The organism is Photobacterium sp. HL06 (assembly GCF_059552575.1).
Map to the genome: position 1 here is coordinate 1,631,692 of NZ_CM183914.1, position 25,280 is coordinate 1,656,971.

At 44.3% G+C, this 25,280-nt stretch carries 21 protein-coding genes and 2 tRNA genes; 9 read left to right on the forward strand and 14 right to left on the reverse strand.

The window, feature by feature from the left end:
- Window positions 1–209 precede the first annotated feature (209 nt).
- Window positions 210–968 (forward strand): sulfite exporter TauE/SafE family protein, encoded by a 759-nt coding sequence (locus AC51G0_RS07760; RefSeq protein ID WP_496301477.1) that lies wholly within the window; start codon window positions 210–212, stop codon window positions 966–968.
- Window positions 969–1,054: 86 nt separating this feature from the next.
- On the opposite strand, the gene AC51G0_RS07765 is transcribed toward AC51G0_RS07760, so the two are convergent.
- A complete protein-coding gene (locus tag AC51G0_RS07765) occupies window positions 1,055–2,245 on the reverse strand; it encodes a class I SAM-dependent methyltransferase (RefSeq protein WP_496301478.1) in 1,191 nt (396 codons plus the stop codon).
- A gap of 197 nt (window positions 2,246–2,442) precedes the next feature.
- Window positions 2,443–3,843, reverse strand: a complete 1,401-nt coding sequence (locus AC51G0_RS07770) for a methyl-accepting chemotaxis protein (protein ID WP_496301479.1) — start codon at window positions 3,841–3,843, stop codon at window positions 2,443–2,445.
- Between the two features lie 95 nt (window positions 3,844–3,938).
- On the opposite strand from AC51G0_RS07770, the gene yccX reads away from it, so the two are divergent.
- Entirely contained in the window at window positions 3,939–4,211 is a 273-nt protein-coding gene (gene yccX, locus AC51G0_RS07775) for an acylphosphatase (RefSeq protein WP_496301480.1), read from the forward strand.
- 100 nt (window positions 4,212–4,311) lie between these two features.
- On the opposite strand, the gene tusE is transcribed toward yccX, so the two are convergent.
- The 4 genes from tusE to AC51G0_RS07795 all read right to left on the reverse strand — a co-directional run bounded on the left by tusE (window position 4,312) and on the right by AC51G0_RS07795 (window position 8,179).
- Window positions 4,312–4,641: a sulfurtransferase TusE gene (gene tusE, locus AC51G0_RS07780; RefSeq protein ID WP_496301481.1), complete on the reverse strand. Its 330-nt coding sequence runs from the start codon at window positions 4,639–4,641 to the stop codon at window positions 4,312–4,314.
- Window positions 4,642–4,780: 139 nt separating this feature from the next.
- Window positions 4,781–5,446, reverse strand: a complete 666-nt coding sequence (locus tag AC51G0_RS07785) for a Bax inhibitor-1/YccA family protein (RefSeq protein ID WP_496301482.1) — start codon at window positions 5,444–5,446, stop codon at window positions 4,781–4,783.
- Window positions 5,447–5,803: 357 nt separating this feature from the next.
- Window positions 5,804–7,018, reverse strand: a complete 1,215-nt coding sequence (locus AC51G0_RS07790; protein WP_496301483.1) for an amino acid ABC transporter substrate-binding protein — start codon at window positions 7,016–7,018, stop codon at window positions 5,804–5,806.
- 261 nt (window positions 7,019–7,279) lie between these two features.
- On the reverse strand, window positions 7,280–8,179 hold the full coding sequence (locus AC51G0_RS07795; RefSeq protein WP_496301484.1) for an adhesion domain-containing protein: 900 nt from the start codon (window positions 8,177–8,179) through the stop codon (window positions 7,280–7,282).
- A 327-nt stretch (window positions 8,180–8,506) separates the two neighbouring features.
- Between AC51G0_RS07795 and AC51G0_RS07800 the strand changes: the two genes are divergently transcribed.
- A tRNA-Ser gene (locus tag AC51G0_RS07800) sits at window positions 8,507–8,597 on the forward strand.
- 44 nt (window positions 8,598–8,641) lie between these two features.
- Window positions 8,642–8,718, forward strand: a tRNA-Asp gene (locus tag AC51G0_RS07805).
- A gap of 578 nt (window positions 8,719–9,296) precedes the next feature.
- On the opposite strand, the gene AC51G0_RS07810 is transcribed toward AC51G0_RS07805, so the two are convergent.
- The 6 genes from AC51G0_RS07810 to AC51G0_RS07835 form a co-directional block, all read right to left on the reverse strand.
- Window positions 9,297–10,805 carry a cytochrome-c peroxidase gene (locus tag AC51G0_RS07810; RefSeq protein WP_496301485.1) on the reverse strand — a complete coding sequence of 503 codons (1,509 nt, stop codon included), beginning with the start codon at window positions 10,803–10,805 and terminating at the stop codon, window positions 9,297–9,299.
- Between the two features lie 722 nt (window positions 10,806–11,527).
- The gene (locus AC51G0_RS07815) at window positions 11,528–12,754 is read right to left on the reverse strand and encodes an L-lactate MFS transporter (RefSeq protein ID WP_496301486.1); all 1,227 of its coding nucleotides are present in this window, start codon (window positions 12,752–12,754) and stop codon (window positions 11,528–11,530) included.
- Between the two features lie 268 nt (window positions 12,755–13,022).
- Window positions 13,023–13,259 (reverse strand): HP1242/YdcH family protein, encoded by a 237-nt coding sequence (locus AC51G0_RS07820; RefSeq protein WP_496301487.1) that lies wholly within the window; start codon window positions 13,257–13,259, stop codon window positions 13,023–13,025.
- 274 nt (window positions 13,260–13,533) lie between these two features.
- Window positions 13,534–14,757, reverse strand: a complete 1,224-nt coding sequence (gene gltS / locus AC51G0_RS07825) for a sodium/glutamate symporter (protein ID WP_496301488.1) — start codon at window positions 14,755–14,757, stop codon at window positions 13,534–13,536.
- A 721-nt stretch (window positions 14,758–15,478) separates the two neighbouring features.
- Window positions 15,479–15,814: a hypothetical protein gene (locus AC51G0_RS07830; protein WP_496301489.1), complete on the reverse strand. Its 336-nt coding sequence runs from the start codon at window positions 15,812–15,814 to the stop codon at window positions 15,479–15,481.
- Between the two features lie 150 nt (window positions 15,815–15,964).
- The gene (locus AC51G0_RS07835) at window positions 15,965–19,120 is read right to left on the reverse strand and encodes a putative bifunctional diguanylate cyclase/phosphodiesterase (RefSeq protein WP_496301490.1); all 3,156 of its coding nucleotides are present in this window, start codon (window positions 19,118–19,120) and stop codon (window positions 15,965–15,967) included.
- A gap of 730 nt (window positions 19,121–19,850) precedes the next feature.
- Between AC51G0_RS07835 and AC51G0_RS07840 the strand changes: the two genes are divergently transcribed.
- Window positions 19,851–21,806, forward strand: coding sequence for an LTA synthase family protein (locus AC51G0_RS07840; protein WP_496301491.1), 1,956 nt, complete (start codon window positions 19,851–19,853; stop codon window positions 21,804–21,806).
- 52 nt (window positions 21,807–21,858) lie between these two features.
- Here the strand turns inward: AC51G0_RS07840 and gloA are convergent, their stop codons facing one another.
- Both gloA and AC51G0_RS07850 read right to left on the reverse strand, forming a co-directional pair.
- Entirely contained in the window at window positions 21,859–22,299 is a 441-nt protein-coding gene (gloA, locus tag AC51G0_RS07845; RefSeq protein ID WP_496301492.1) for a lactoylglutathione lyase, read from the reverse strand.
- Window positions 22,300–22,335: 36 nt separating this feature from the next.
- A complete protein-coding gene (locus AC51G0_RS07850; protein ID WP_496301493.1) occupies window positions 22,336–23,013 on the reverse strand; it encodes a type 1 glutamine amidotransferase domain-containing protein in 678 nt (225 codons plus the stop codon).
- Window positions 23,014–23,266: 253 nt separating this feature from the next.
- Here AC51G0_RS07850 and AC51G0_RS07855 point away from each other — a divergent pair, with 253 nt between their 5' ends.
- From AC51G0_RS07855 to AC51G0_RS07870, 4 genes are all read left to right on the forward strand, one after another.
- Entirely contained in the window at window positions 23,267–23,620 is a 354-nt protein-coding gene (locus tag AC51G0_RS07855) for a MerR family transcriptional regulator (RefSeq protein WP_496301494.1), read from the forward strand.
- A 128-nt stretch (window positions 23,621–23,748) separates the two neighbouring features.
- Window positions 23,749–24,324 (forward strand): NAD(P)H-dependent oxidoreductase, encoded by a 576-nt coding sequence (locus AC51G0_RS07860; RefSeq protein ID WP_496301495.1) that lies wholly within the window; start codon window positions 23,749–23,751, stop codon window positions 24,322–24,324.
- 26 nt (window positions 24,325–24,350) lie between these two features.
- Window positions 24,351–24,734, forward strand: a complete 384-nt coding sequence (locus tag AC51G0_RS07865) for a hypothetical protein (RefSeq protein WP_496301496.1) — start codon at window positions 24,351–24,353, stop codon at window positions 24,732–24,734.
- Window positions 24,727–25,272 carry an alpha/beta fold hydrolase gene (locus AC51G0_RS07870; RefSeq protein ID WP_496301497.1) on the forward strand — a complete coding sequence of 182 codons (546 nt, stop codon included), beginning with the start codon at window positions 24,727–24,729 and terminating at the stop codon, window positions 25,270–25,272. Before AC51G0_RS07865 ends, AC51G0_RS07870 begins: the two co-directional genes overlap by 8 nt.
- The last annotated feature ends 8 nt before the right edge of the window (window positions 25,273–25,280 follow it).

Consider the following 25,280-nt stretch of genomic DNA (forward strand, 5'->3'; position numbering starts at 1 on the left):
TAGGTGCTGATTCACTGTATAGGACTTTTTTGTTGTACATTTTTTGTGTGCGATGTGGCTGATATCCCGATACAATGAAAACCTGTCACCATATTGTCGCCATTTTTGATTTGAAATGGTTATAACTAATTGATATCTAATGAAGTTAAACATGGTGAACTGGATTGATATATAACTGATAAAGAATTAACTAGGAATTTGAAAAGTATATGGATATTACTCTTTTTCAAATTGTTTTGCTGCTGGTAACAGGTTTTCTGGCCGGCATTATCAATACCCTGGCCGGTGGAGGTTCCAATTTAACGCTGCCCGCGCTAATGGTGATGGGGATGCCAGCGGAAGTTGCCAATGCGACTAACCGGGTTGGGGTGGCAATTCAGGGGCTGACTGCTGTTGTAGGTTTTCGCAAACACGGCAAGCTAGATACTGACGATACCGTACCTATCTTAATTCCATCGGTTGTCGGAGGCTTGTTGGGTGCTGCGGGTGCGGCCTATGCCCCTTCCGAGTGGATAAAGCCGCTGCTACTTGGCACTATGCTGACCATGGCTTTTGTTATTTTGGTTAAGCCATCTATTGTTGCACCTGAACCTGGCACAGTTAGCCGAAAAGTGATGGAGACACCAAGTTCGTGGTGGGGGCTAGGCCTTGCCGGTTTTTATGGTGGTTTTGTACAGGCAGGGGTGGGCTTTGTATTACTTGCCGCTTTGGCAGGCACGCTTCGCTATGATTTGGTCAGAGCCAACGCCCTTAAAATGTTGTGTACCCTGGTGTTTACCGTTGTTGCGCTGGGGCTGTTTATTGCTGAAGGCTTGGTGATGTGGCTACCGGGGCTTATTTTGGCCTTCGGAACTATGTTTGGTGCCAATATGGCGGTTAAAATGGCCATTAGAGCCAAGCCAGAAACATTGAAGTGGTTTTTGTTTATTATGACTTTATGCGGGTGTATTGCTGCGATACTCAGTTAATACAATTGGTGAAAGCCATTATAAGAAAGCCAGGCTGCATAGCCTGGCTTTATTGGTTGGAAAGAATCATTGCTGCTGGGGAGCAATTATTTCACGTAGCAGGCAAAGCCTTTCAGGTAGAACCCTTCAGGGTAGGCACTGTCTAGCGGGTGATCAGCGGCTTGGCTGAAGCGTTCAATAAACTGGACTTCACGCTTTGCATCCAAAGCGGCATCAGCAACGATTTTCTGGAATAAGTTGTTGTCCATTAAGCCAGAACAAGAGTAAGTAAGCAGGGTACCGCCAGGCTTCAGGATCTGCATCGCCAGCATGTTGATGTCTTTGTAACCGCGACAAGCACCAACCAGCTGAGATTTAGATTCTGCAAATTTTGGTGGATCCATGATAACCACATCAAACTGCTCGCCACGCTCACGGTACTCACGAAGTAACTTGAAGACATCGGCATTCAAGAATTCAGCGTTTTCAACTGGCAGGTTGTTCATCTCTGCATTTAGGCGTGCGGTATCAAGGGCTGGCTGAGAAACATCAACATTGACTACTTCGCTAGCGCCGCCTTTAAGGGCGTATAGGCCAAAACCGCCGGTATAACAGAAGCAGTTCAGTACGCGCTTGCCATTAACATATTTTACGGCACCCTGGCGGCTATCGCGCTGGTCAAGGTAGAAGCCTGTCTTGTGACCGCCAACGATGTCGACATTGATCTTAACGCCATTCTCTTCGATGGTAACGAACTTTGGTGGCTCTTCACCAGATAGCACGCCAGTGTGTTGTTTCAGCCCTTCTTTCTTACGGACAGAAACATCAGAACGCTCATACACATTGCAATCTGGGTAGCAGATGTTCAATGCTTCAACCAATGCATCCTTCTGCGCCTCGGCACCGGCGCTCAATAGCTGGCATACCAAAAAGTTCTGATAGCGGTCGATGGTGATCCCCGGTAGGCCATCAGACTCGGCTGCGATTAGGCGGTAACCGGTCAGGCCATCACGCTGAGCCAGAATATCTCGCAAGCCCTGGGCGTTGTTTAGACGGTTAACGAAGAAATCAACATCCACAGCTTCGTTTTTATTGAATGTCCATACACGAACACGGATCTGAGATTGTGGAGAATAAGCACCACGTGCTAGCCATTCGCCTTTATGATCAAAAACCTCAACGGTTTCACCAAGAGAAGGCTTGCCTTCGATACGTTGAATACCACGTGAAAATACCCAAGGGTGGCGGCGGCGAAGTGATTTTTCTCGGCCTTTAACCAGATAAATTGAAGCTGTCATGACATGCCCAGTAAGGAGTTCAGAATGGTCGCGTATTATGTTGTCCACAAAGCGGAAAAGCAAATTAATCTGTGGCTAATCGATGAATGAATTTGCTCAAGGTGTATTGGGGGCAGTTTATCCAGATAGTAAGTTGGAAGTTACTAACAGAAAGGGCGCACATTACTGCACGCCCTTACAATGATAATCAGTGTCACTTAGGCTTTTAGGCCACTCATTAATGATTCGAGTACTTCAGCTTGTTGATTCAACCGCTCAATTTCACTGGCAGATTGGGTGATCACATCGCAAATTTGACTTGATTGAGAACGTACCTGCTCGACACTGGTCGCAATATTGTCAGCTACGGCACCTTGTTGCTCTGCTGCTGCAGCTATTTCAGTACTGCGGTCAGAGATGAGCTGGTTACGTTCGGTGATCTGGTTGATTTCACTATCGACGGAGTCCATCAGCTGTTCACTGCTGGTGGCATTGTCGACAGTGTTCTTCATGACTCCCATAAGCCGCTGGCTGTTTTGCTGCAGGGACTCAATCATTTTCTGGATCTCAACCGTGGCACTTTGTGTTCTGCCTGCTAGGGTACGAACCTCATCGGCAACGACGGCAAAGCCTCGGCCTTGTTCACCTGCACGGGCGGCCTCAATAGCAGCATTGAGTGCCAATAGGTTGGTCTGCTCTGAAATGCCGTTTATTGTGGTTACGACATCATCAATTTTGGCCGCATTGCTATCTAGCTCTGTTACAGCATCAGCCGCCTGACCAATTTCTACGCTCAAGACTGAAATTGCCGAACGGGTTTGGTCGACTTGAGCCCGGCCTTGTTCGGAAACCTGCTGGGCTTCTCGTGTTTGTTCCGAGGTTTCATGGGCATGGGTCGCCACTTCTCGGATTGATGTCGCCATTTCCTCGGTAGCACTGGCCAGTGAGTCTAAGTGCTGTTGCTGATCAGAAGAAAGTGTCTCGCTTTCATGGCTACGCTGGCGTAAATCGCTGCTGATTTGCTGCATTAAGGCGGTAGCTTGCTGGGTCGCTTGAACCAGTTTCTGCTCTCTTTCGCTAACTTTGTCGATGGTGATTGCCAAGGTACTGAATTCATCGCGAACCTTGAAGAAATTAAGGCGATTGGTTAAATCGCCATCGGCAAGTGCTTGTAGGGCCTTGTTGGTGGTAAACATTGCACCACCAATGAAAGTCATGATGTAGTACACAGTTGCCAGAACAACAGTCAGTATAATAATGGTTACGCTGATCTGGGTAGTAGAGAGATAGTTCAAAATGCTTGGAGTGTCAGTGGTAGTAATCGTGTAGTTCATCCCTGGTACTACCGCTGAAAAATCTCCATTGCCGATTTCTAGTCCGTTTGGGGCCAACAATGCGGACGCATCTGACTGGCTGACCTTATATTCAGACAGCAAAGCTGCCGTGGAATTTAACTGATTATTCGTGATTTCAATACGTTGTTCATCTGCCGCATCAACTAGAATTGCACTGACACTTACGATGGCAATGATTGGTAGTAGGAAGAGAAGATAGAATTTTTCTTGTATTGTTATATGAATGAGATACTTATCGATCCATCGAAAGGCAACTTCTTTCATGAGGGCATCCTGTTTTAGCTGGTGTTTTGTAGCTTTATTGATAAAGCTCATACTAAGCATTTATCGGGCTATATAAAGAATACTTGAGGTGATCTATGTCACAGATTTGTGTAAAAGCGTTGATCAAAGGAATGGTGCAGGGGGTAGGGTTCAGATTTCATACCGCTCATGAAGGCTTACGGTGTGGGCTGACAGGGTATGCGAAGAATTTACCCGATGGTAGTGTTGAGGTGTTAGCTTGTGGCCATGAAGAAAAGGTTAGCCAATTGCTATTATGGCTAAATTCAGGGCCAAGAACATCGAGAGTAGATAGTGTTGAAACCGAAGAAATAGAATGGCGTCATATCGATGGTTTCGAGATCATGTAGTGTTAGAACCTAGAACCTAGAACCTAGAACCTAGAACCTAGAACCTAGAACTGACAGTTCAGGCTCTAGGAACCAGGATCCAGTGGCCTAGCTCAATACATTATATGCATTTTACCGGCTTAGGCAGCCCAGCTAGCTTAGTGGCTTGCTTTGCAGGGCCTTTCGGGAAAAGTTTATATAGGTAGCGTGAGTTACCTTTTTCTTCACCGTACTTTTTAGCCATCGCTTTAACGAGCATACGAATTGCGGGGGAGGTATTAAACTCCTTGTAGAAATCACGTACGAAGTGAACCACTTCCCAATGCGCTTCGCTGAGCTCAATCCCTTCTTCATCGGCAAGGAGGGGAACTAGCCCGGCAGACCAGTCATCAACATTCTTCAGATAGCCATGAGCGTCGGTTTCGATTTGTTTACCTTCAAATTCAAGCATAATGCGCCTCGATATTTTGAACGGGGCAAGAATAGAGATTAAGGCATAAGGCTGCAAGTAAAAGTGTCATTTGCAGATACTGGAATAATAAAAAAGCGCCTCGAAAGGCGCCTTTTAAGCAAAGAGTTAATCGTAATGATTAATCATCACCACCCATGATGCCTAGAATTTGAAGCAGGCTCAGGAATAGGTTGTAGATAGATACGTACAGTGTCACTGTCGCAGAGATGTAGTTCGTTTCACCACCGCGGATGATGTTCTGTGTTGTCAGCAGGATAGCTGCAGACGAGAACAGTACGAACATACCGCTGATAGCCAGTGAAAGCATCGGCATCTGCAGGAAGATGTTAGCGACAACGGCAACCAAAATAGCAACAAAGCCAGCTAAGATCATCCCGTTAAGGAACGACAGATCACGCTTAGTGGTTAGTGCGTAAGCTGAACATGCCATAAAGGTCAGCGCCGTACCACCCAACGCAGGGATGATGGCATGACCCATGCCAGCGCCGATATACATGTTCAGGATTGGGCCGAGGGTATAACCCATAAAGCCAGTAAGAGCGAACGTAAATACGAGACCTAAACCGCTGTCACGGTTCTTTTCTGTCAAGAACATTAGGCCGTAAAAGCCAACTAGGGTAATAATCAAGCCTGGGTGCGGTAGGTTCATTGCCATCGCGAAGCCTGCGACTACTGCCGACCATACAAGTGTTAGCGATAGTAGAAAATATGTGTTGCGTAGAACTTTGTTGGTTGAAAGTACGCTTTCGTAAGCTGAGCCACGATTGACAATACGATCGTTCATAAATACACCCTCAGGGTTAGTTATGTTGATAGCTAATATGACATATATTGGGGTATTCACTAATAAATGCAAGTCATCAATACGCATAAAAGTGATTACCGATGGCAATATGCCTTCTGTAAGTTGTTGACACAGATAATACTTAACAATTCATTATCTTTGCTCTCAAAGTTGTAAATTTATGTTTCAACTCCTAGCTGGCTCACAAAACTGAAGATTAGCGCCGTGAGAATTGGTGATTTCGACTCGGTTACATCACTTCTTGTATGCTTGATTGAGTTGCTGATGATCTTGTTTAGATTTAAATAATGAGCGGGGGAGGGTTATTCCCCCGTCTCGTGGTGATGAATGTATGGGTTATCGAATCGGAGGAGCGTACTGGATACCGCCATCGCGCCATAGCGCATTAAACCCACGCCTTACCTTGAGCGGGGAGCTCATACCAATAGTACGTTCGAAACTTTCACTGTAGTTACCAACTTGCTTGATCACTTGGAAACTCCAGTCGTCTTTTAGCCCCAGCCCTTTGCCTTTCGGGCCATCTAGGCCAATGAGGCGGCGAATATTCGGATCATTTGAATTTTTCATATCGTCAACGCTGATTGATGAAACCCCCAAGTCTTCAGCATGCAGCATTGTATAGAGCGTCCATTTCACAATGTTGAACCATTGTTCATCACCTTGTCGAACGGCAGGCCCTAGTGGTTCTTTGGAGATGAGCTCGGGTAATACGACCACTGAATCAGGCTCCTCCATCCCAAGGCGATGGGCATAGAGTGCAGATTGATCGGTTGTCATCACATCACAACGGCCAGTTCTAAACCCGTTAACGGTTTCTTCCTCCGTATCGAAGACAATAGGCGTGTATTTCATTTCACGGAAGCGGAAATAGTCGGCAAGGTTAAGTTCAGTTGTCGTACCTGACTGGACACATACCGTCTTGCCATCAAGCTCAGTTGCACTGGTTATGCCAAGGCTTGTTTTGACCATGAAACCCTGACCGTCATAGTAATTCACGCCAGCAAAATTGATCCCCAACGCGGTATCGCGATGGAGTGTCCAGGTCGTATTACGCACTAACAGGTCAACTTCCCCAGACTGAAGGGCGGTAAAGCGTTCTTTTGTTGTTAGCGGGATATACTTCACTTTTGTTTTGTCGCCAATTGTTGCCGCTGCAACGGCCTGGCAGAACTCAACGTCTAATCCTTCCCACTCGCCGTCTGCATTGGGATTAGAGAAACCCGGTAAGCCCGTACTGACACCACATTGCACATAGCCCTGTTTTTTCACTTTATCCAGGGTGCCCGCCTTTTCCGAGGTGGCGGTGTTACTGGCGAGCTGTTTTTCGAGGCTGGCAATTTTGTCTTCTAAAACTGTTGTATCGGCACTATCACTACTGGCTGTTGCCGGTGGCTGTTCGGGTTCTGACTGTTCTAGTTGTTTTTCGAGGGTTTGGATTTTTGCCTCTAGCGATTTGATCAGTTCTTTGTCCTGAGCGTTGTTACTATCACAGCCGGATAGCATTAACGCCAGGGTAGAAATGGCCAGAGAAAACTTTATTGTTTGATTCATAGTTATGTCCCGTCGATCCAAATGAAGAGAAACTAAAAACAATTTGGTTTCTCATTTAGAGCACTGATGCATTAAATCTATGTTATTCGTATCAATATTCAGTATAGGAATAGATTGTAATTCTTCTAGTAATCGCCTTTTATCATTGCTCTAAGACGAATATGTGGTTGGGATCGAGAGGCGCAAGGTGATTTGTCAGTATAAGCCACGTGAGATGTGGCTTATGTGTTGGTTAGTGACGGCCCGTATTATGCCGGTGAGTTAGCTAGCTTCAGTGACACAGGTTGTGTAGAGCAGGGCGAGAGGACGGTATTCATCGTGCTGACCGCTACGAAGGTTCAGGGTTTCGAACTCACCGGAGTATAGGCTGATAGTCTTACTCCAATAACTGGATTTAATCGGCCAGTGATGGCGAAGAAGGTAGTGTTGCCCGTTAGTGTGAAGGTCTTTTAGCTCACTAATGGTTGGTAGGCGAAGGCCATAACGTTGGCACCAATTATTTGCCGTTTTGAAGTTAACTTTCGACCAATATTGGTCGTTCTCATTAATGAACATTGGTGGCATTTCTTGGGTGGAGTTGATGTTTCTTGGTTGGTGGTATTTTATGTTATTGAACGTAAAAGAGTAGAGGATGGAATTCAATACGACCCGGTTATCAATCAGGGTGTTTTTCTGGCTATTTGCATCAGCCTCTTGGTCTGGGGCTGATGATTTAGTCATTTGATTGCTGACGGAAATACGCGTAGCCGTTTGACGGATAAACGTTTCAGCGAGTCCATGCCGAGCAAGTTGCCCCTTGGCAGTCAAAGCCTGATCATAGTGCTTAAATGGGCCAATAAGACAGCGGAACTTGCCATTGTCGGGTACGAGGTAACGGTGATCTTGAAATAGACTATTGACGGTTGCTGTCACTGTTTTATTGGGTAAGGCTTTACCGTAATTGCATTGGAGCCAAAAACTACGGTCACCACTTTTTGGCTTTCGCCCCCATAATCCGCTACCGATGTCACATTGCGAGTTAAGGTAGTGCCAGCCAGACGCAGATTTTTCTACCTGGCAGTCTGCTGTGCTTTGTTCCCCCGCAGAACTGGCCTGAGGGAAAAGAGGGCTAGCGGCTAGCAAAAGCCAGAAAATGGACCGTATTTTGTTCTGACAGATCATGGTGCTTACAACTCGGTATTAAGATGTGCGTGACTATGGAAACATAGAAAATGTCATAAATACGTGAAAGCTCAAACAGAACTATTGATAAAAACCATGTTTGTGTCAAATTTGAGGAGAAGCGCAAATAATTGGCAGGAGAGTCTATTGCTATTGAAAGAAGGTGAACGAGGCTAATTCTGAGTTATTACAGCTATCTGAAGCACTCTTTAATGTGTTTACAGCGATAAGATTCAACGGTTTGTACCTACTTTGTGCAATTGTGGCTTTTTTGCCAAAAAAGGCTTTACAGTAAAAAGTGAAATCCGTATTATTCACCGCACTTACGGAGAGATGGCTGAGTGGTTGAAAGCACCGGTCTTGAAAACCGGCATACGTTTGTAGCGTATCTAGGGTTCAAATCCCTATCTCTCCGCCACATTCTAGAAATTGGATGGTCATCATCGAGTTTCATACAGAATTGGAGCGGTAGTTCAGTTGGTTAGAATACCGGCCTGTCACGCCGGGGGTCGCGGGTTCGAGTCCCGTCCGCTCCGCCACTACACTGAAGCCTCAGCAGCAATGCTGGGGCTTTTTTGTATGCGTTGGATTAACTTCGCCCTTCGGTCGAATGAGTCCCGCTTGATCGCAAGCCCGACCGTTCCGCCACTGATTTAAGCCCGATGCGAAAGCGTCGGGCTTTTTTTCGTTTATAACGCTCCCGAGAGCCCTTCGGTCTCTTGGTCTCGGAGCTAGGCGCCCCCGATCGAGTCCCGGTCGTGTGCGACCCCAGCCGTTCCGCCACTACACTGAAGGCTCAGACTACGCGTCCCGGCAGCAATACTGGGCTTTTTTGTATGCGTTGGATTAACTTCGCCCTTCAGTCGAATGAGTTCCGGTCGAGCGCGACTCCGATGGAATGCCAGCCCAGCCTGGGCGTCCCCGCCGCTCCGCCACTACAACGAAGCCTCAGACTACGCGTCCCGGCAGCCATGCTGGGGCTTTTTTATCTGATAGCCCTGAGGGAAACAAGGAAAAGCCCGACACTTATATGTACCGGGCTTTGTTCGGCGCTCTAAGCTAAAGTTAGTCTCAATGCTTGTGAGTTACAATCATTCCCACACTGAGCAGTAAAGCATTAGCGACGACGACGTTCTTCATACCTTCTTGAACGATAAGGCTGTGGTAGTTTTACTGATTTTGTATCTGTGAATGTTTCTAAGTACGCCACGAGTATACGCTCATCTTCAGTGGTCAGACGAAGATCGCCAACACCGAATCTCGCAATATTTTGATCTACTTCAGGTTCAGGCCAGCAATTTTCAGCCATGGCGTCCTCTACGGTCGTAATATGAGCTTCACAGCGTGTTTTTCCGAAGAAACAAGCAGTAGAAGCAGCCATTTTTTCCTCATCCGTTGTTGCACTGTTACACTCTTCTATCTCTTCGGCCGTTGTTGGTACGGTTGATGTATTATAAAAATGGACCAGCTGCTCTAAGGTTTTAAAATACCCGTTATGGGTATAAGCTTTTACAAAGTTGGGATCTGGTCGTTTATCCACATTACGGAGTGTCGGCACTTTATGTTGACCTTTAGTGCTTTCATCGTCAATTCCTTGAGCCTTTAGTGTATTATAAAGACCTAAGTCAGGTTCTGGGTTTCCAGATATCTGATGATTTCTTGGTACCCCTAAATTGAAATATCGATCATTGGTATAACGTTCACCCATACTCACACCACCATCGTTTTCGCTCTGGTGGCAGAAGAAACACCTGGCACCGACCCCTGGCCCAACGCCATAAAAAAGATCATGTCCACGATTCTCTTCATCAGTAAATTGCAGTAACGGGAATGCTCCGTTATCATCATTTCTTAGTGCTATATCACGCTTAGAGCTAAAATTGTTGTTGTCTTCGGACATTTGCCAAGCCGTTAAAGCGACTGCATATCTCGCAAAGGTTGTATCTATGTTTTCCCCATCACAGCTATGTTCCGCTCCCCAAGCATATTCGAATAGCTCATCACCCCACGCTGTCCCCTTAACCTGCGCACAAACATCTTCTTTAGAAAGGTGAGCCTGCTCTACTGGGTTAATATATGGGCTAGCATGAGCCTGATCGGTGACTGCCCCAATATAGTCTTCATACATCTCTTTGTATTCAGGATCCAATCCTGCGAATACATCAATTCCAGCCTCATCTATTAAGTCGCCTTTTGCCCGACCATTCCAGAATGCCCCGCCACATGGTGCTGTTCCGAAAGGAGTGAGACATTCTGCACTAAAGTTAACCAATCCAACATTATTTCCCTCACTATCTTTAAATTGTGCGTATTGGTTTGTTGGTGGCTTAAGGGCACCAAATCGGCCGGGAACAGATGCCTCAGAACCGACAATTGTACGGTTTGTTTCTGAATCACCGTGAGTACCACCTGTTCCAGGGCTGTGGCATGTAGAGCATGACATATTGTTGTTTATTGATATGGTTTCAAAGAATAGGCGCTTACCCAACTCCTCCAAATACGACATATTACTTGCACTGGCGTTATTGGGCAATAAGCCCATACAGAGCACTCCTCCTACAACAGCACTATAATGATATGTTCTTTTTTTATTTCTGACTCTTTTCTTTATGGATATTTCAGACATCACTCTCTCCTTACTCCTACCGTACCCTACTGAGAAATATTGGCTAGGACTAATAACGAACCTTCATTATTAGCTTTGTTAAGTAGAAATCGAATTATCAGATTAAATTTAGCACCCATAATAATAAGAAGTTATCTCAATAGTAGTAATTCAGGCGTCGGGGTATGGATAAATAAATATTGGAATGGGCAGTTAACATGCTGTCTTATTTATTACATGTTTTTATTGTTTTTTGTTCGGTTTTTCAGACAAACAACAAATCGCATTTATTTGAGTAAGGCAATACATTGTTTCGAGAAAGAAGTGGTGTTGTTATGCTAATCATTGACTTAATCAGAGTGAGAATATGAATGCATCTAATTGAGTTCTACGGTCGAGATGTTTGTTTTTGTAAGTGTTTTAGGTGTAATCTCAATGGACTGACTTGATGGATTTAGGATGGAATAGCGCTTCTAACTATTAGCGTAGATAGTATTATCGATGTGAATGATTAACATCATTATAAAGACAATGTGTTATTAATGATTCATTTCCCCAATTTTTTTAGACTTTAAAAGAATTAAAATTTGGATGGTGTATTACAACTAAGAGTTATGATAACAAAATTGACTATTAAATTTGGCAAATGCAATAAATTTAATAAACAAAAAAGCCCGACTATTATAGTCGGGCTTTCTGGCAAGGATCAATCTCACAATCTTGTGGTGAGATTGGTGCTGAGTTTACGCTTGGGCGAGTTTCCTTTCCAGCGCTTCAGCATCAACTGGCTTGGTAATGAAAGACAGAACAACAGCTACGGCCATCATTACCGCACAGATAGTGTAAGCCAGGGTGTAAGTACCGGTAGTGTCTACAGCCACAGCTGCGACGACTGGGCCAATGAAACCGCTGATACCCCATGCGGTGTAAAGCACGCCATAGTTTGCACCGTAGTTTTTCAATCCATAGTAATCAGCCGTAATCGATGGGAATACAGCAAGCAGTGTTCCGTAGCCAATACCGGCCAGTGCTGCACCAATCATCAGGGTGAAGTCAGACTGGAAGCTTGCAAACATTGCCATGTTGATGCCTTGCATAATGAAAGCAAGCATTAAGGTTTTAACGCCGCCAATTTTGTCAGACAGCATACCTGCAGCCACACGGCCACCAGAGTTGAAAATCGATAGAATGACAACCAGGTAAGCCGCTTCGGTAATGTTTGCCTGCGCTGCTGCAATAGAAGTGATGTTACCGATGACCATGAGGCCGGCAGACGATGCTAAGGCAAACATTAGCCATAGAGAGTAAAACTGTGGTGTTTTAAGCATGCTACGCCAGTTGATGTCTACAGGCTTTGCAGCGGCTTTATTTGCAACGCCAGCTGGAACCTCAGGTGTGTAGCCTGCTGGGGGGTTGGAAATAGTACACGCCAGGGGTACAGCAATAAAAAGAACGGCTACACCAAGGATCAGGAAGCTGGTGTTAATACCAAAACCATCGATCAGGCTAGAGGTTAGGGGAGCAAGGTATACTGCAGCAAGGCCGAAACCAGCGGCAATCAGGCCATTCACCATGCCTTTCTTTGAAGGGTGAAACCATTTCATTGCCGATGGGGCAAGGCACGCATAGCCAAAGCCAATACCACAACCTGTCAATACGCCAAAAGTTAAGATCAGTAGTAGCGGTGAGGTTGCAAAGCTAGAGATGATCATGCCTAGGCCTACCATCACTGTACCCATGATAAGAATACGGCGCGGACCCATACGATCCTGAAGTATACCTGCGACAAGCAGTGACAGCGAGAAGGTGATGACAGCAACAGTGTAGGGCATCGATGCGTCAGCGTTAGACCAGCCTAGATCGACCACTAGCGCCTGCTTGAATACACTCCATGCATACAAAATACCCATACATAGGTTAATACAGAAACCGGCAAGCAGGATCTGCATAGCTTTATCGAATTTTTTCATTTTTATCTCAATCACCACGACAAATGCAGCCAGTAGTATTGGCTGCAGCAAAGGCTCTAAATTTTTTGGGGTTTATCAACAAAAATTGCAGTGTTGATAAGGTGCGCGGATTCTATCAACTTTTTTTGAAGAGGAAATAGCTAGAAATGTCTTGTTACACATATTTTGCGGGCTTTAGATACATAATCCCCCCGTTCGAACGAATGGGGGGATATCTATGTAAGGGGCTCGGCAGCAAGTACTGCCATCTCATTGATAAGCAAAGGGGTTAGTTAGTTAAGATGCTGTAGATTCTATCCTTCAGTTGAGCTCGTTCAAATTTGAGTTGGGTAAAATGTGAATCTTCAGTAGGGATGTTGTTACCTTCTAATCCTCGTATCGCATGGTCGAGTTTATGGTATCTATCTGACATGGCTTTGAAGTTTTCATCAACTAATTTTAGCCGCTGGATCTTGTTCTGCATTTCTGGAAACTCAATGAAGAGTGCGTGATTTTCACCTAACATCTTAATACTCCATCCGTTCTGTGTGTGAAGCCCTGCTTTTCTCTTAATTATTTTATGAACATACCAAGCCGTTAATAAACGAAATGATATAAGAACTTAATTGCGTACCCTTAATGAAATGTAGAACGATGTTCCATGTGAACAGCTTAAGTTGCGTGAAATTCGTTATTTGTTTGTATTAATAATAGAACGAAAAAACGCGGCTGAGGTATCCGAAGATAATAAAAAAGGCCAAGTGACGGTGTCACTTGGCCTTTTTGTGATCTTGCTCAGGCTACTGAATAAAGCTGATATATGCTTGCAAGACAACCAGGTTGGCAATATCAATGAAGAATGCCCCAACGATCGGTACAACCATGAAAGCCTGAGGTGACGGGCCGTTCCTGGATACCAGAGATCCCATGTTCATCACGGCTGTAGGGGTTGCACCCATACCGAAACCACAGTGGCCTCCAGAGATGATGGCCGCATCATAAGTCTTGCCCATCAACCGGAAAGTCACAAAGTAGGCGAAAAGAGCCAGAGTGACAGTCTGTACGGAGAGGATCAGTAACATCGGCAATGCAAGCTCAAGTAGCTCCCAGAGCTGTAGGCTCATCAGTGCCATTGCCAGGAACAATGATAGGGATATCGTTCCCAGAGCATCGACTGTTTCTTTGTTAACTTTGTAGACTTTGGTCGTTTCACACAGGTTAGTAATAAATACGCCAATAAATAAGGCATATACAAAGTCCGGGATTCGCAGCCAGCCAATACCAAAGCCATCAATAAACTCTTTTACATGTGCGGCACCGGTTACGCATATGAGCAAAATAAAGAGCACTTCAATTGAGTTTTTAGCCGTGATGCGATCTTCTTCATGATCGCTGTACGTTACTAGATCGGGATGCTCAATGTGGTGATGTTCACCTTCGCCAAACTCAGACTTTAGCTTGTGTTTGTTGATCAGCCGTTGTGCTACAGGGCCACCAATAATCCCGCCCATTACAAGGCCGAATGTGGCTGCAGCCATTGACAGTTCAAGAGTATGCAGGCCAAAGTTACTTGAAAATGTTTGTGACCACGCAGCACCTGTACCATGGCCGCCTGACAGTGTGATCGAGCCGACAATGAGCCCGAGTAGTGGATCAAGGCCTAGCAAGGTACTAAGGCTAACACCAACAGCATTCTGGATGGTGATATATAGTGTGGCAATACCTAGAAAGAGAAATACTCGAGAGCCGCCTTTAGCCAGAAGCTTAAAGCTTGCTGCTAATCCGACGGTCGCAAAGAACATCTGCATTAAGGTGTCTTTGATGCTTAGCTTGAAAGTGATATCGATACCTTGCTGGTGGAGCAGTGTGATGAACACCGCGACGATCAAGCCTCCAACAATGGGTTCCGGGATATTATACTTTCTTAGAACCTTTACTTTGCTATTAATAAAGTAGCCAAGAAAAAGCACGATAATCGCAATAAGCAGAGATTCCAGCTCGTTAATTTGAATTATTGAGTTCATGATTATGTCTATTCATACTTTTTTAGACAGCAATTTTACCCCTTAAAAAACGTTGTGCCTATATTGCTTTTGTTGAGTTGATAGTGTAGGGCTCGTGATAAATAATTGTTTAAAATGTAACATCCAAAATGTTTAATTTGCCATAAATGTATTTCTCTGGATTGTATTGTTGCAAGCTAATATTTCCATTGTAGCTGTTGGTCCGGAAGTGTTAATTGTTATGATCAGCTAACGATTTAACTGTTAGGGTTGGTTTAAACTGGATTTTATAAGTAATATCCTTAATATACAGTCTGTTACCTCTTGAGTATTATGTGATTTGACATCTTTATGAAGAATAATGAGGGGACTTTTCATGTGAGAGTTTTGTTGTTAAGTCTGATTTATATATAAAAATAATATATATATCACCGGGTGGTTGATTTGTGCTCACTTTGGTTTGTTTTTACCCTTTAATTTTTTTGATTATCATTATGATTATTTTAAAAGAGATCATGCTGATATTTAAAAGCTATCATTTAGCTTGTTTTTTGAACTGTACTTTGGGTTAAAAAATAGCCAGAAAATAAAAATTACAATGAAATGGTGTTCAATTTACGATACTTAAGGCTATTGAAGCTTGGAATATAGGAGGGGTAACAGCAATAAGTTTATAGAGCGCTAAAGAGTTAGATGCTTGTACCTCTGTTCATTAGCGCGATTGGAATGGTAAACGATATTATTAAGACCGTTTTTTTAGCTTAAGCTCTTTTCTTAATTGTTTGATATAGTCGATGCGATCGGGGTTCGCTGGTGCAGAATCCTCTTTCAGTTGATCGACAACCTGGGCTTCATTCTCGGTAACGCAGCGCCCATTGATACGGACATGCGGGGCCTTGGTATCTATCGTTGCTTGTATCGCAGCATCCTCTTGAGCTTTGGCAATTGCTTCGCGAGCGACACTCTGGTTGGTAGGCTCTTGAACTGCATACTGACGCCGGAATGGACGCTGCGATGTAGATTGAGGTTGCTGGTTTCGCTGTTTAATGAAGTTATCTAAGTGATCACTAAAGCTCATATGGGTACCTTAAGGTATCGATGTTCTGTGGTTCTATAAGTCAGATTATATGCTCGAACATGTAAAGCAACAAATGCTATTGCCTGTTATACCCAAACTACCTCAAGATGCTTGTTTCAGCGAGATTGAAGCAGCTTGGGTATATACCCGTTAGTATACTTGTTCATTGACAAGAAACGCATCGGGCGTACAGAGATATTGCCGCTCGAACTCTTCGAGCGGCATTGGAGGCCCAAAGTAGAAACCTTGAAACTCTTCTACACCAATACTGGCTAAAAATTGCTCTTGAGCTTCTGTTTCCACACCTTCGGCAACGACTTCCATATTAAGGTTATGCGCAAGTTCGACAATTGAACGGGTGATGGTGATATTGTCTTTATTTTTTGGCAGATCTTTAACAAATTCACGATCGACCTTCAATATATGGACAGGGAATCGGCTGAGGTAGGCCAATGATGAATACCCAGTACCAAAGTCATCGATAGCGATTTTTACCCCCAGAGCTTCTAGCCCCATGAGTTTGTCCAGTGCGGTGGTAACATCAGCCATAATCACACTTTCAGTGATTTCAAGCTCGAGATATTGTGGATCGCAGCCTGTATCTTCAATGGCTTGGCTTACCGTTTCAACAATGTTGGAGTTAAGTAGTTGGCGTGCAGAAATGTTGAGCGCAAAATGGAGTCGGTAGTTTTTCTTTTGCCATTTTTTCAGTTGGTTGCATGCACGGTAAATGAGGTATTCGCCTGCTTCAATTATCAGTCCGGAATGTTCAAGGATTGGGATAATATCCAGCGGAGACTGGATGCTGCCATTCTCGTCTTCCCAGCGCAATAGCGCCTCTATGCCACAGATGTCATGTGTAATGGCATTCACTTTTGGTTGGTAATAAAACTGGTAACGGTCGGTGCCTATTGTTTTTCTGAGTTCCGATTCGAGCTGCATACGCTTGATACTGTCTTGGCCCATTTGCTGGGTGAAGAAGCAGAACTTGTTACGGCTTTCTTCTTTAGCTCGGTATAAAGCAATGTCGGCATTTTTGAATAAGGTCTCCACGTTATCACTGTCATCAGGGAATAGGCTAATCCCCATGCTGGCCGTAATAAACAGTTCATTGTTGTCTATACATAGCGGCTCGCTGATATGGCGAATGATACGGTTAGCCATATTGACCAAGTTCTCAGGCTCTACACCATGCTTGATAATGATTGCGAACTCATCACCGCCTAGTCGCGCCAGAAGGTCATCATCTCGTAGTGAACTATGGATTCGCTTAGAAATAGCTAACAGTACCTTGTCACCAATATCATGGCTTAATGAGTCGTTGATCTTTTTAAAGTGGTCAAGATCGATGGTGATCAAGGCAATACTATTGAACTCACGTTTGGCTTGCTCTATAGCATTTTCGAGGAATTGTTGGAGTAGCGTTCTGTTGGGAAGCTCAGTTAGTAAATCATAATGAGCAAGCTTGTGCAGTTTGCTCTCAAACAGCACTCTTTCAGTGATATCTTTGCCCGTCGAAATGTAATGGCTTATTTTGCCTCGGTTGTTGCGAATAGGGGCAATGGTTTTCTCTTCGTAGAATATATTATTGTCTTCTTGCTTTCGTGCTAGCACCCGTTGGATTGTTCTACCATCTTTTAATTGTTCCTGAACTTTACGAACTTCAGCTTCATCGTCCAGTGTTTGCTTGAGCAGTGTCGAAGATTGTGCACCGAGGATATCCTTGGACTTTACACCGGTGAATTTTTCAAATGCCTGATTAACATATTCAATAATGCCACGGTGGTTCGTTATGATAATGGAGTCATTACTTTGCTCTAGTGCGCGTGACATGCTTTTAAGCTTTTCTTCTCGCTCAATCCAGTAGGTAACATCTCTGAAGTTCAGCAGTAACTCACTGCTTGAGCTATAAATTGTTTCGGTGGCGATAAACTCAATATGTCGAGTCTTTAAATTACTTAACTGGATACGCGTTTTCACAGGGCGATTGTTATTGTCTGCTTTATTTTCATGAACTTTTTGTACGAGTTGCTTAATTTGCTCCCGGTTTTTTTGCCCGCTGATAAGTTTGATCAGGTTCTTTCCTGTGGCGGATTCCTCATTAATGTTGAGAATGTGCCCGGCAGCTTTGTTGATAGTATTGATTGTCATATCTTGGCTGACAGTAATGACTCCGTCAGGTACATGCTTCAGCACAGTTGAATATTTGAGTGCAACATCTTCGATGTCCTGCTTTAAGCTCTTTTCGTGTCGAAGCATCTGTAGGAGGTGCCAAGCCAGCACGATGCAACCTGCAACCAGAGCCATAATCAAAATAGTGAAGATGGTGAATTTCACGATACGTTGTTGAGAGAAGGCAAGCTCGTTGATCGCTTCATTCATATTTACCCGAGAAATAATTGTCCAAGGTAGATCTGTACCATCAAAGGGTAGGGTAAAAAGCTTATCGCCTAAAAACTTGTCGCCAGAGAAGAAACGGGTGAAGGTATAAAGGTATTCGCCTTGTAAGATTTGGCCATTTTCACTCTCATTGATTTGCTCCCACAGATTTGGGTAGGCCTGAAAGAAATCTTGATTCTGCGTATTTTCCTGCGATGGCATAAATTGCCAGGAACTATCTGATGTTGGGCCGAGCAGCCAGTGCCCATTGTTGTTGATTAACCAGTTTTGACCACTATTCCAGTTATATTGGTTATTGAGCTCAGCGAGATAGTCACGGCCAAGATAGTTAAGTGAAATGAGCCAGCTTTGCCCGTTGATTTTGAAGTGGCTAACGAAACGCAGCGTGGGCTTGGCGGGGACTTCGACTTGGCCATTTTCAATATTTAAGTCAAATTGTGAGGTATAAAAGGCACCGGGACTGATCTTTAGCGATTCTTGTACATACGGACGATGGCTTTTATCTTGAAGCTTATTATCTGCCACCCGATAGGCTTGGCCGTTTTTCATGTTAACCCGAATAACTTCGAATCCTTGATCGTTGATAAGCCGAACTTGGTCGTAATAGGCCCGGGTTTGTGTCATTCGCTTGAATGTAGCAGCCAGGGTGTTTTTTGGCTGGGTTGTAGGATGTGGGCTGATACTAAGTTCATTTGCTTTTTGGGTCAGATAACGAAGATCGTCGATAATAGGCGCAAAATGCAACCGTGTTATGTGTAGGGTTGATTGATGAACACTACGCTCTCTTTCCTGAATACGCTGCTCAAGCTGGATGACATCCCCGTAGTAGATATAAAAGGCAGCCGCTGCCGTTATTGACAGTAAGGGAAGTAGCAGTGCCAAAAATCGAAGAAAAGCTAGCTTCATATGTCATCCGTGATGTAATTAAACCCCTATTCGCTAATAGTATAGTGTAGCAGTGAAGTAAGGCTCATATGTGATTGTCTGTATTTTATCGACTCACCACAATAAATATTTTGCAACAGTATGATTTCTTGCGGCTTGGCTGCGATATTTTAGCCGTACTGGTAGGGGTAATCGTGCGCTCTGACACGATAGTCCAGTGCAAGAGGTGACTTTCTAAGGGAATAGGTTAGCGAGAAATATCACACACAGGCCGCTAATGTAGAAAAGGCTGCTCACCAGTTTGTTCATTATAAGTGACATATATTTGACGCCCGTAATCAGGATAACTTCTTTTACAAATAAAAAATATAAAGAGGGTGGCCGAATCATTCAAAAAACTAGAGATGGGGGGGCTTTATTAGCTTCGAGAAAATCATTTTAATATGAACGTGAATGCATTTTTATGCTCTCATATTTTACATCCAAACGAAGTATTTATACCAATTGGCTATACATCGAGGGGCTTTTCACTTATTTTTCACACTAATGATGCTACCTGTGTATTTTGGGTGGCATTTAAAATATAAGGTGCTGTGTGAAAAATAAACAAAAAAGATTCGTTCGCCTTGTCTAAAAAGACATGGGATCGGCTGCTGTGTTACTAACCCTCATCATGGCGATATCCACTTGGGTGTACATCGTTTTTTCAAACTTAGTTATGTCATAACAGGTTTTATTACAGGAAGTAAAAATGACAGATATTGTCAAAAAAAGGTTGGGTGTTCTATATCCTATCTGTGCCGCATTTTTAATCTGCCTCTGCATTCTCACTATATCCCGTATTGGGTTAAGCCTTTGGCATAGCGAACGTGTCACTGAGGCAAATGGATGGTTGAATATATTATTCAATGGCATACGCATTGATATTGCAACGTTGAGCTATTTATTTATTTTGCCTGCGCTGCTGACATGTCTTTTATCCAGTGATGGGTATATCGGAAAAGCATGGCTATTTGTTCTACGAATTTGGACTTTGCTAGGGCTGTGGTTCTTGGTCTATATGGAGATATCCACGCCTACCTTTATTATGGAATACGACGTTCGCCCCAATCGGTTATTTGTCGAATACCTGATCTACCCTAAAGAAGTGTTGGGTATGTTGTGGAGCGGCTACAAAATAGAGTTGTTTATCGGGGCAACGGTCAGCACTGCAACATTATACTTAGGGTGGAAGCTTACTCATCATTTAGTGTCAGGCCTTGTTTTCCCTCGCTGGCCCTGGCGGATCGCTTTAGCAATGTTAGTGGTTGTCATTGGAGTGATGGGTGCTAGATCAACACTTGGGCATCGACCTCTTAATCCTGCGATGGTGGCTTTTTCTACCGATCCGCTAATGAATGATCTTGTACTCAACTCATCGTATTCAATGTTGTTTGCCGTCAAGCAAATGTCTGCAGAAGATAGTGCAAGCAAATACTATGGCAAGATGGACAGCAAGGAAGTTATTGCGCTTGTCCAGGAGTCAACTGGGCGACAGAGCCAAGATTTTATCTCTAGTGAAATTCCAACGATGGCACACCACACTGCCACGTATAAAGGTAAGCCGAAAAATCTTGTTATTCTGCTGCAAGAAAGCCTAGGGGCGCGTTATGTCGGTGGCCTCGGGGGGATGCCGTTAACACCGAACCTTGATGGATTAATGCAAGAAGGCTGGAACTTTACGCGTATGTACTCGACGGGCACACGCTCGGTACGGGGCATAGAAGCGGTTGTTACTGGCTTTTCCCCGACGCCTTCGCGTGCTGTGGTCAAGCTAGGTAAGAGCCAAACCGGCTTTTTTACTATTGCCGATCTATTAAAAAGCAAGGGATATCATACCCAGTTCGTTTACGGAGGGGAGAGTCACTTCGACAACATGAAGACCTTCTTCCTGGGCAACGGTTTTATGGATATGCAAGACTTCCCAACATTTAAGACCCCTTCTTTTGTGGGATCCTGGGGGGCTTCAGATGAGGATTTATACCAAAAGGCGCATGAGCAATTTTCTAAGTTGCATGACTCAGAACAACCGTTTTTTAGCTTGGTATTTACCTCTTCGAACCACAGTCCTTTTGACTACCCGGATGGACGAATTACACCCTATAATGAGCCAAAGCAAACGCGGGAAAATGCAGCGAAGTATTCTGATTATGCGCTTGGTGAATTTTTTAAGCAGGCGAAACAATCATCATACTGGGACGATACTATTTTTGTTGTGGTCGCCGATCATGACTCTCGTGCCTATGGCAGTCAATTAGTACCGATTGATCATTTCCATATTCCTGCTGTTATTTTAGGTAAAGGGGTCAGTGCCAAGCAGGATCAGCGCCTGGCGAGTCAACTTGACCTTCCTCCAACGCTGTTATCCCTAATTGGTGTTGATAGTTATAACCCAATGATTGGTCATGACTTAACTAAAGATATCGACAGTAAGAATTTACGGGCGATGATGCAGTTCTACAAAAATTTCGCCTGGATGGATAATAATAACGATGTTGTTATTTTCCAGCCAGATAAAGATCCGATTGGATTCTCATATGATGCGGAAAGTACGGACTTGTTTGAACGTGAACAGCCTCTAACTATGGTTAAGATGGCCCAGGCGAATGCACTCTGGGGTAGTCTTGCCTACCAGAACAACTTCTACAAGTCATTGGCTGAAAAGTAGCACTCTCAACGCGTAGCAAAGCAGATAGCGATTGCTTTGCTACGCATTCTTCTTACCATTCCCCAATATTCTGCATCGATATCCAGGGTTCTTGTTCTACCAGTGCGGCACCTTTTTGCAGCAGTTCAATTGATATTCCGTCCGGAGAGCGAATAAACGCCATGTGCCCATCACGCGGCGGTCGATTGATAGTGACACCTTGTTGTTGCAAGTGGGTACAGAGCTGGTAAATATCATCAACACGGAAGGCAAGGTGGCCAAAGTTACGTCCTGTGGTGTAATTCTGCTGATCCCAGTCATAGGTGAGCTCTAGCATTGGAGTACTGTGTAATTCGGCATGCTCGGTGTCGCCCGGGGCTGCGAGGTAAACCAAAGTGAAACGTCCCTTGTGGGTGTCGACACGACGAATTTCTTTGAGTCCTAGCTTGTTGCAGTAGAAGTCGAGTGACTCATCCAGATCACTGACGCGTACCATGGTATGTAGGTATTCCATCAATAGTTCCCCCTCGTAGATAAGCCATTGAGCTGGCTACTTCTGAAGCAAATCGCAAACGGCCTCGCCGACACCTGCCGCTGATTGTGGATTCTGGCCAGTCACGACTCGGCCGTCAATAACGACATTGGCTGTCCAAGCAGGCTGCTCGACATAATGCGCGCCGTTGATGATCAATTCGTCCTGTAGCGAGAAGGGGACGATATCGGTCATTTCCACGGCGTCTTCTTCTTTATTGCTAAAAGCCGCAACCCGTTTGCCATCAATAAGCAGCTGATCATCAGAGAGCTTAATGTTGAGAAGGGCGGCAGGACCATGGCAGATAGCTGCGACAATCCCCCCTTGCTCATAGATGGTTGCGGCTTTGTCCTGCACGTCAGGATCATCGGGAAAATCCCACATGGTGCCGTGACCGCCTGCAAAAACGATGGCTTGATAATTATCAGGGTCAATATCATCCAGGGATTGGCTATTTTTGAGGAGCTCTGTCAATTCTGGCGTGGCCATAAAACGTATATTTAGTTTGTCATCTTCATCCCAGCTTCGTGGATCTACCGGTGCTTCGCCTCCCTGTATCGAGACTATGTCTACTTCGATGCCGCGATCGGCAATGGCATAATAGGGGTGGGTGAGCTCTGATAGCCAAAATCCAGTTTTTTCATCGGTATCACCCATTTGTGAGTGGCTGGTTAATACAATTAATGCTTTTGCCATGTTCCAGATTCCTCTTCATGAAGTGCGAAGCCTAATTGGTGCTATTACGAAGTTTAGTCACAACCCCAGTAAGTTGTTTTCGGTTGAGGTGCTATAGCATGAAAATAGCTGATATGAATTCAAGAAGAGCCATTGCATGGTTTGATTGTTGAAGTTTCTGATGAATACAATAGCCAAAAATGTGATTATATTATTGATTTAAAGCTTGATATCAGCTCATGGTGTCAGTGGTGTATTGGAAAGGAGAACCAGGTTGTATATCGGAGAAATATCTAAGCGCACAGGCGCTTCGCCAAAAGCAATTCGGCTGTATGAAAAATTAGGGTTGTTATCAGAAGTCCGTCGTGAAGGTAGCTATCGGGTATATGACCCTGAGGATGTTGAGTTTGTTAAGCTCATCAAACAGGCGCAATTACTGGGGGTTAGCCTCTCAGAGCTGAAAAAGCTGGTGGTGGGGCGTAATCAGCTTGATTGGTATGCTGTGATTGACTTGCTTGAGCACAAGCAACAGCAGGTCGATGCCGAGATTAATGCATTAAAGGATATGAATGTGCGCATTCACGCCTATCGTTCAGAGATAGAAGCATGCCTGCAAACCAGCGCCTGACCTTAGCGCCTGGAAATTCTCGCTGAAACGAGCACCTTGAGATTACTTGGGTATAAAACGATAGTTCTTTGTTGACTCTTCCCCAAGGGACAAGGTTTATGCTGCCTCCTATTGGATAAGGAGGAACTATGAGTAAGAAAATACTGGTCATAAACGGAAATCCTAAGGCAAGCAGTTATTGCCATAAGCTGGCTGAGCAATATGTTGAATCAAGCCAAAGTCGCCATGAGGTAAGGGTTGTACAACTCAGTGAGCTGAAATTCGAACTTGATCTGAATAATGGCTATGACGAAGTCCAAGCCCTTGAGCCAGACTTGGTTGATTTTCAAGCTAGGTTAAAATGGGCAGAGCATGTTGTGTTTATTCTTCCAGTTTGGTGGGGAGGAATGCCTGCCAAGCTGAAAGGCTTGATTGATAGAACGTTCTTATCTAATTTTGCCTTTAAATATCATAAGAATAAGTCAATACCAGAAAAGTTGCTGCGCGGCCGCACAGCTGATGTCGTACTTACCATGGATACACCTCCATTCTTTTATCGTTGGTTTCAAGGAAACCCTGTTTATAAACAACTGAAACATACCTTGCTGGAGTTTTGCGGTATTAAGGTTGTTTCTACGACTTATATCGGGCCTGTTATAAGTTCTTCGAAGCAGCAGCGAGCAAAGTGGGTTAAGCAACTTTCTAGGCTGGCAGTGAAGGTATAACGTTATCGCTATCGGAAGGATAAAATGTGAACGTTTGGATATTTAGTGCAGGTATAATCGGTATAGTTACGGCTTTGATCCATATTTTTGCTGGTCAAGTTGACCCAGTTAAGCCATTTCTGAAATTGGATTTTCATGATGGACGCAAAGCGACATTGTTAGCGTGTTGGCATATGGTATCAGTGATGCTGTTTTTTTCTTCTCTAGTATTTATATATATCGGCTGGAATTCACTTGAAACCATATATTCAACCATTATTGGTCTATCGATTAGCTACATTATATTTTCGATGGTGTTTGTAATTGTTGGTTGGTGGTTCTTTGGTGTAAAAGTGTTTGTCAAAGTACCACAGTGGTTGCTTATGTTACCTATAGGCTGTTTGAGCTTATACGGTAGTATGTATGCTTAGCATCAAGTTTAATTATTGGGAAATCGGCTTTCTTGATTTGCGCCTTAGCTATAGCATTATTCTTTGGTTAATTGGTCATCTGGATCTCGATAAACTGGCTGCGTTTGGTCATTCGTTCGGTGGTGCGATGGCCTCTCATCTAGCAATGAATGATGAGCGGGTGAAAGCAGGCATAAACTTAGATGGTCAACATTTCTCCTTTTCTGTTAATTCCGCAAGCAATGCACCGGTTTGCTTTGCTTATTCTACCGAAAATCAGTTGGCAGGTATTAGCTATGACTTTTCGTGGACAAACCAGCAAGTAGCAAAGGCCAACCCGAGAGGTGGCTGTGAAGCTGTATTCGCGGGGGCTGGACATATGAATTTCAGCGACCTGAACCATTTACCACCGCTTAAATATGCAGGGGTACTTGGCAAGATAGATTCAGCCGATATGCATACTGCAACCAATGCCTTGCTAGTGGTTTTTTTTAACGAGCACCTGCAAGATGGTGAGCCATTACTCGTACCAGAGAGTGTAGAATTACGCCGTTACTAAGGCTAATC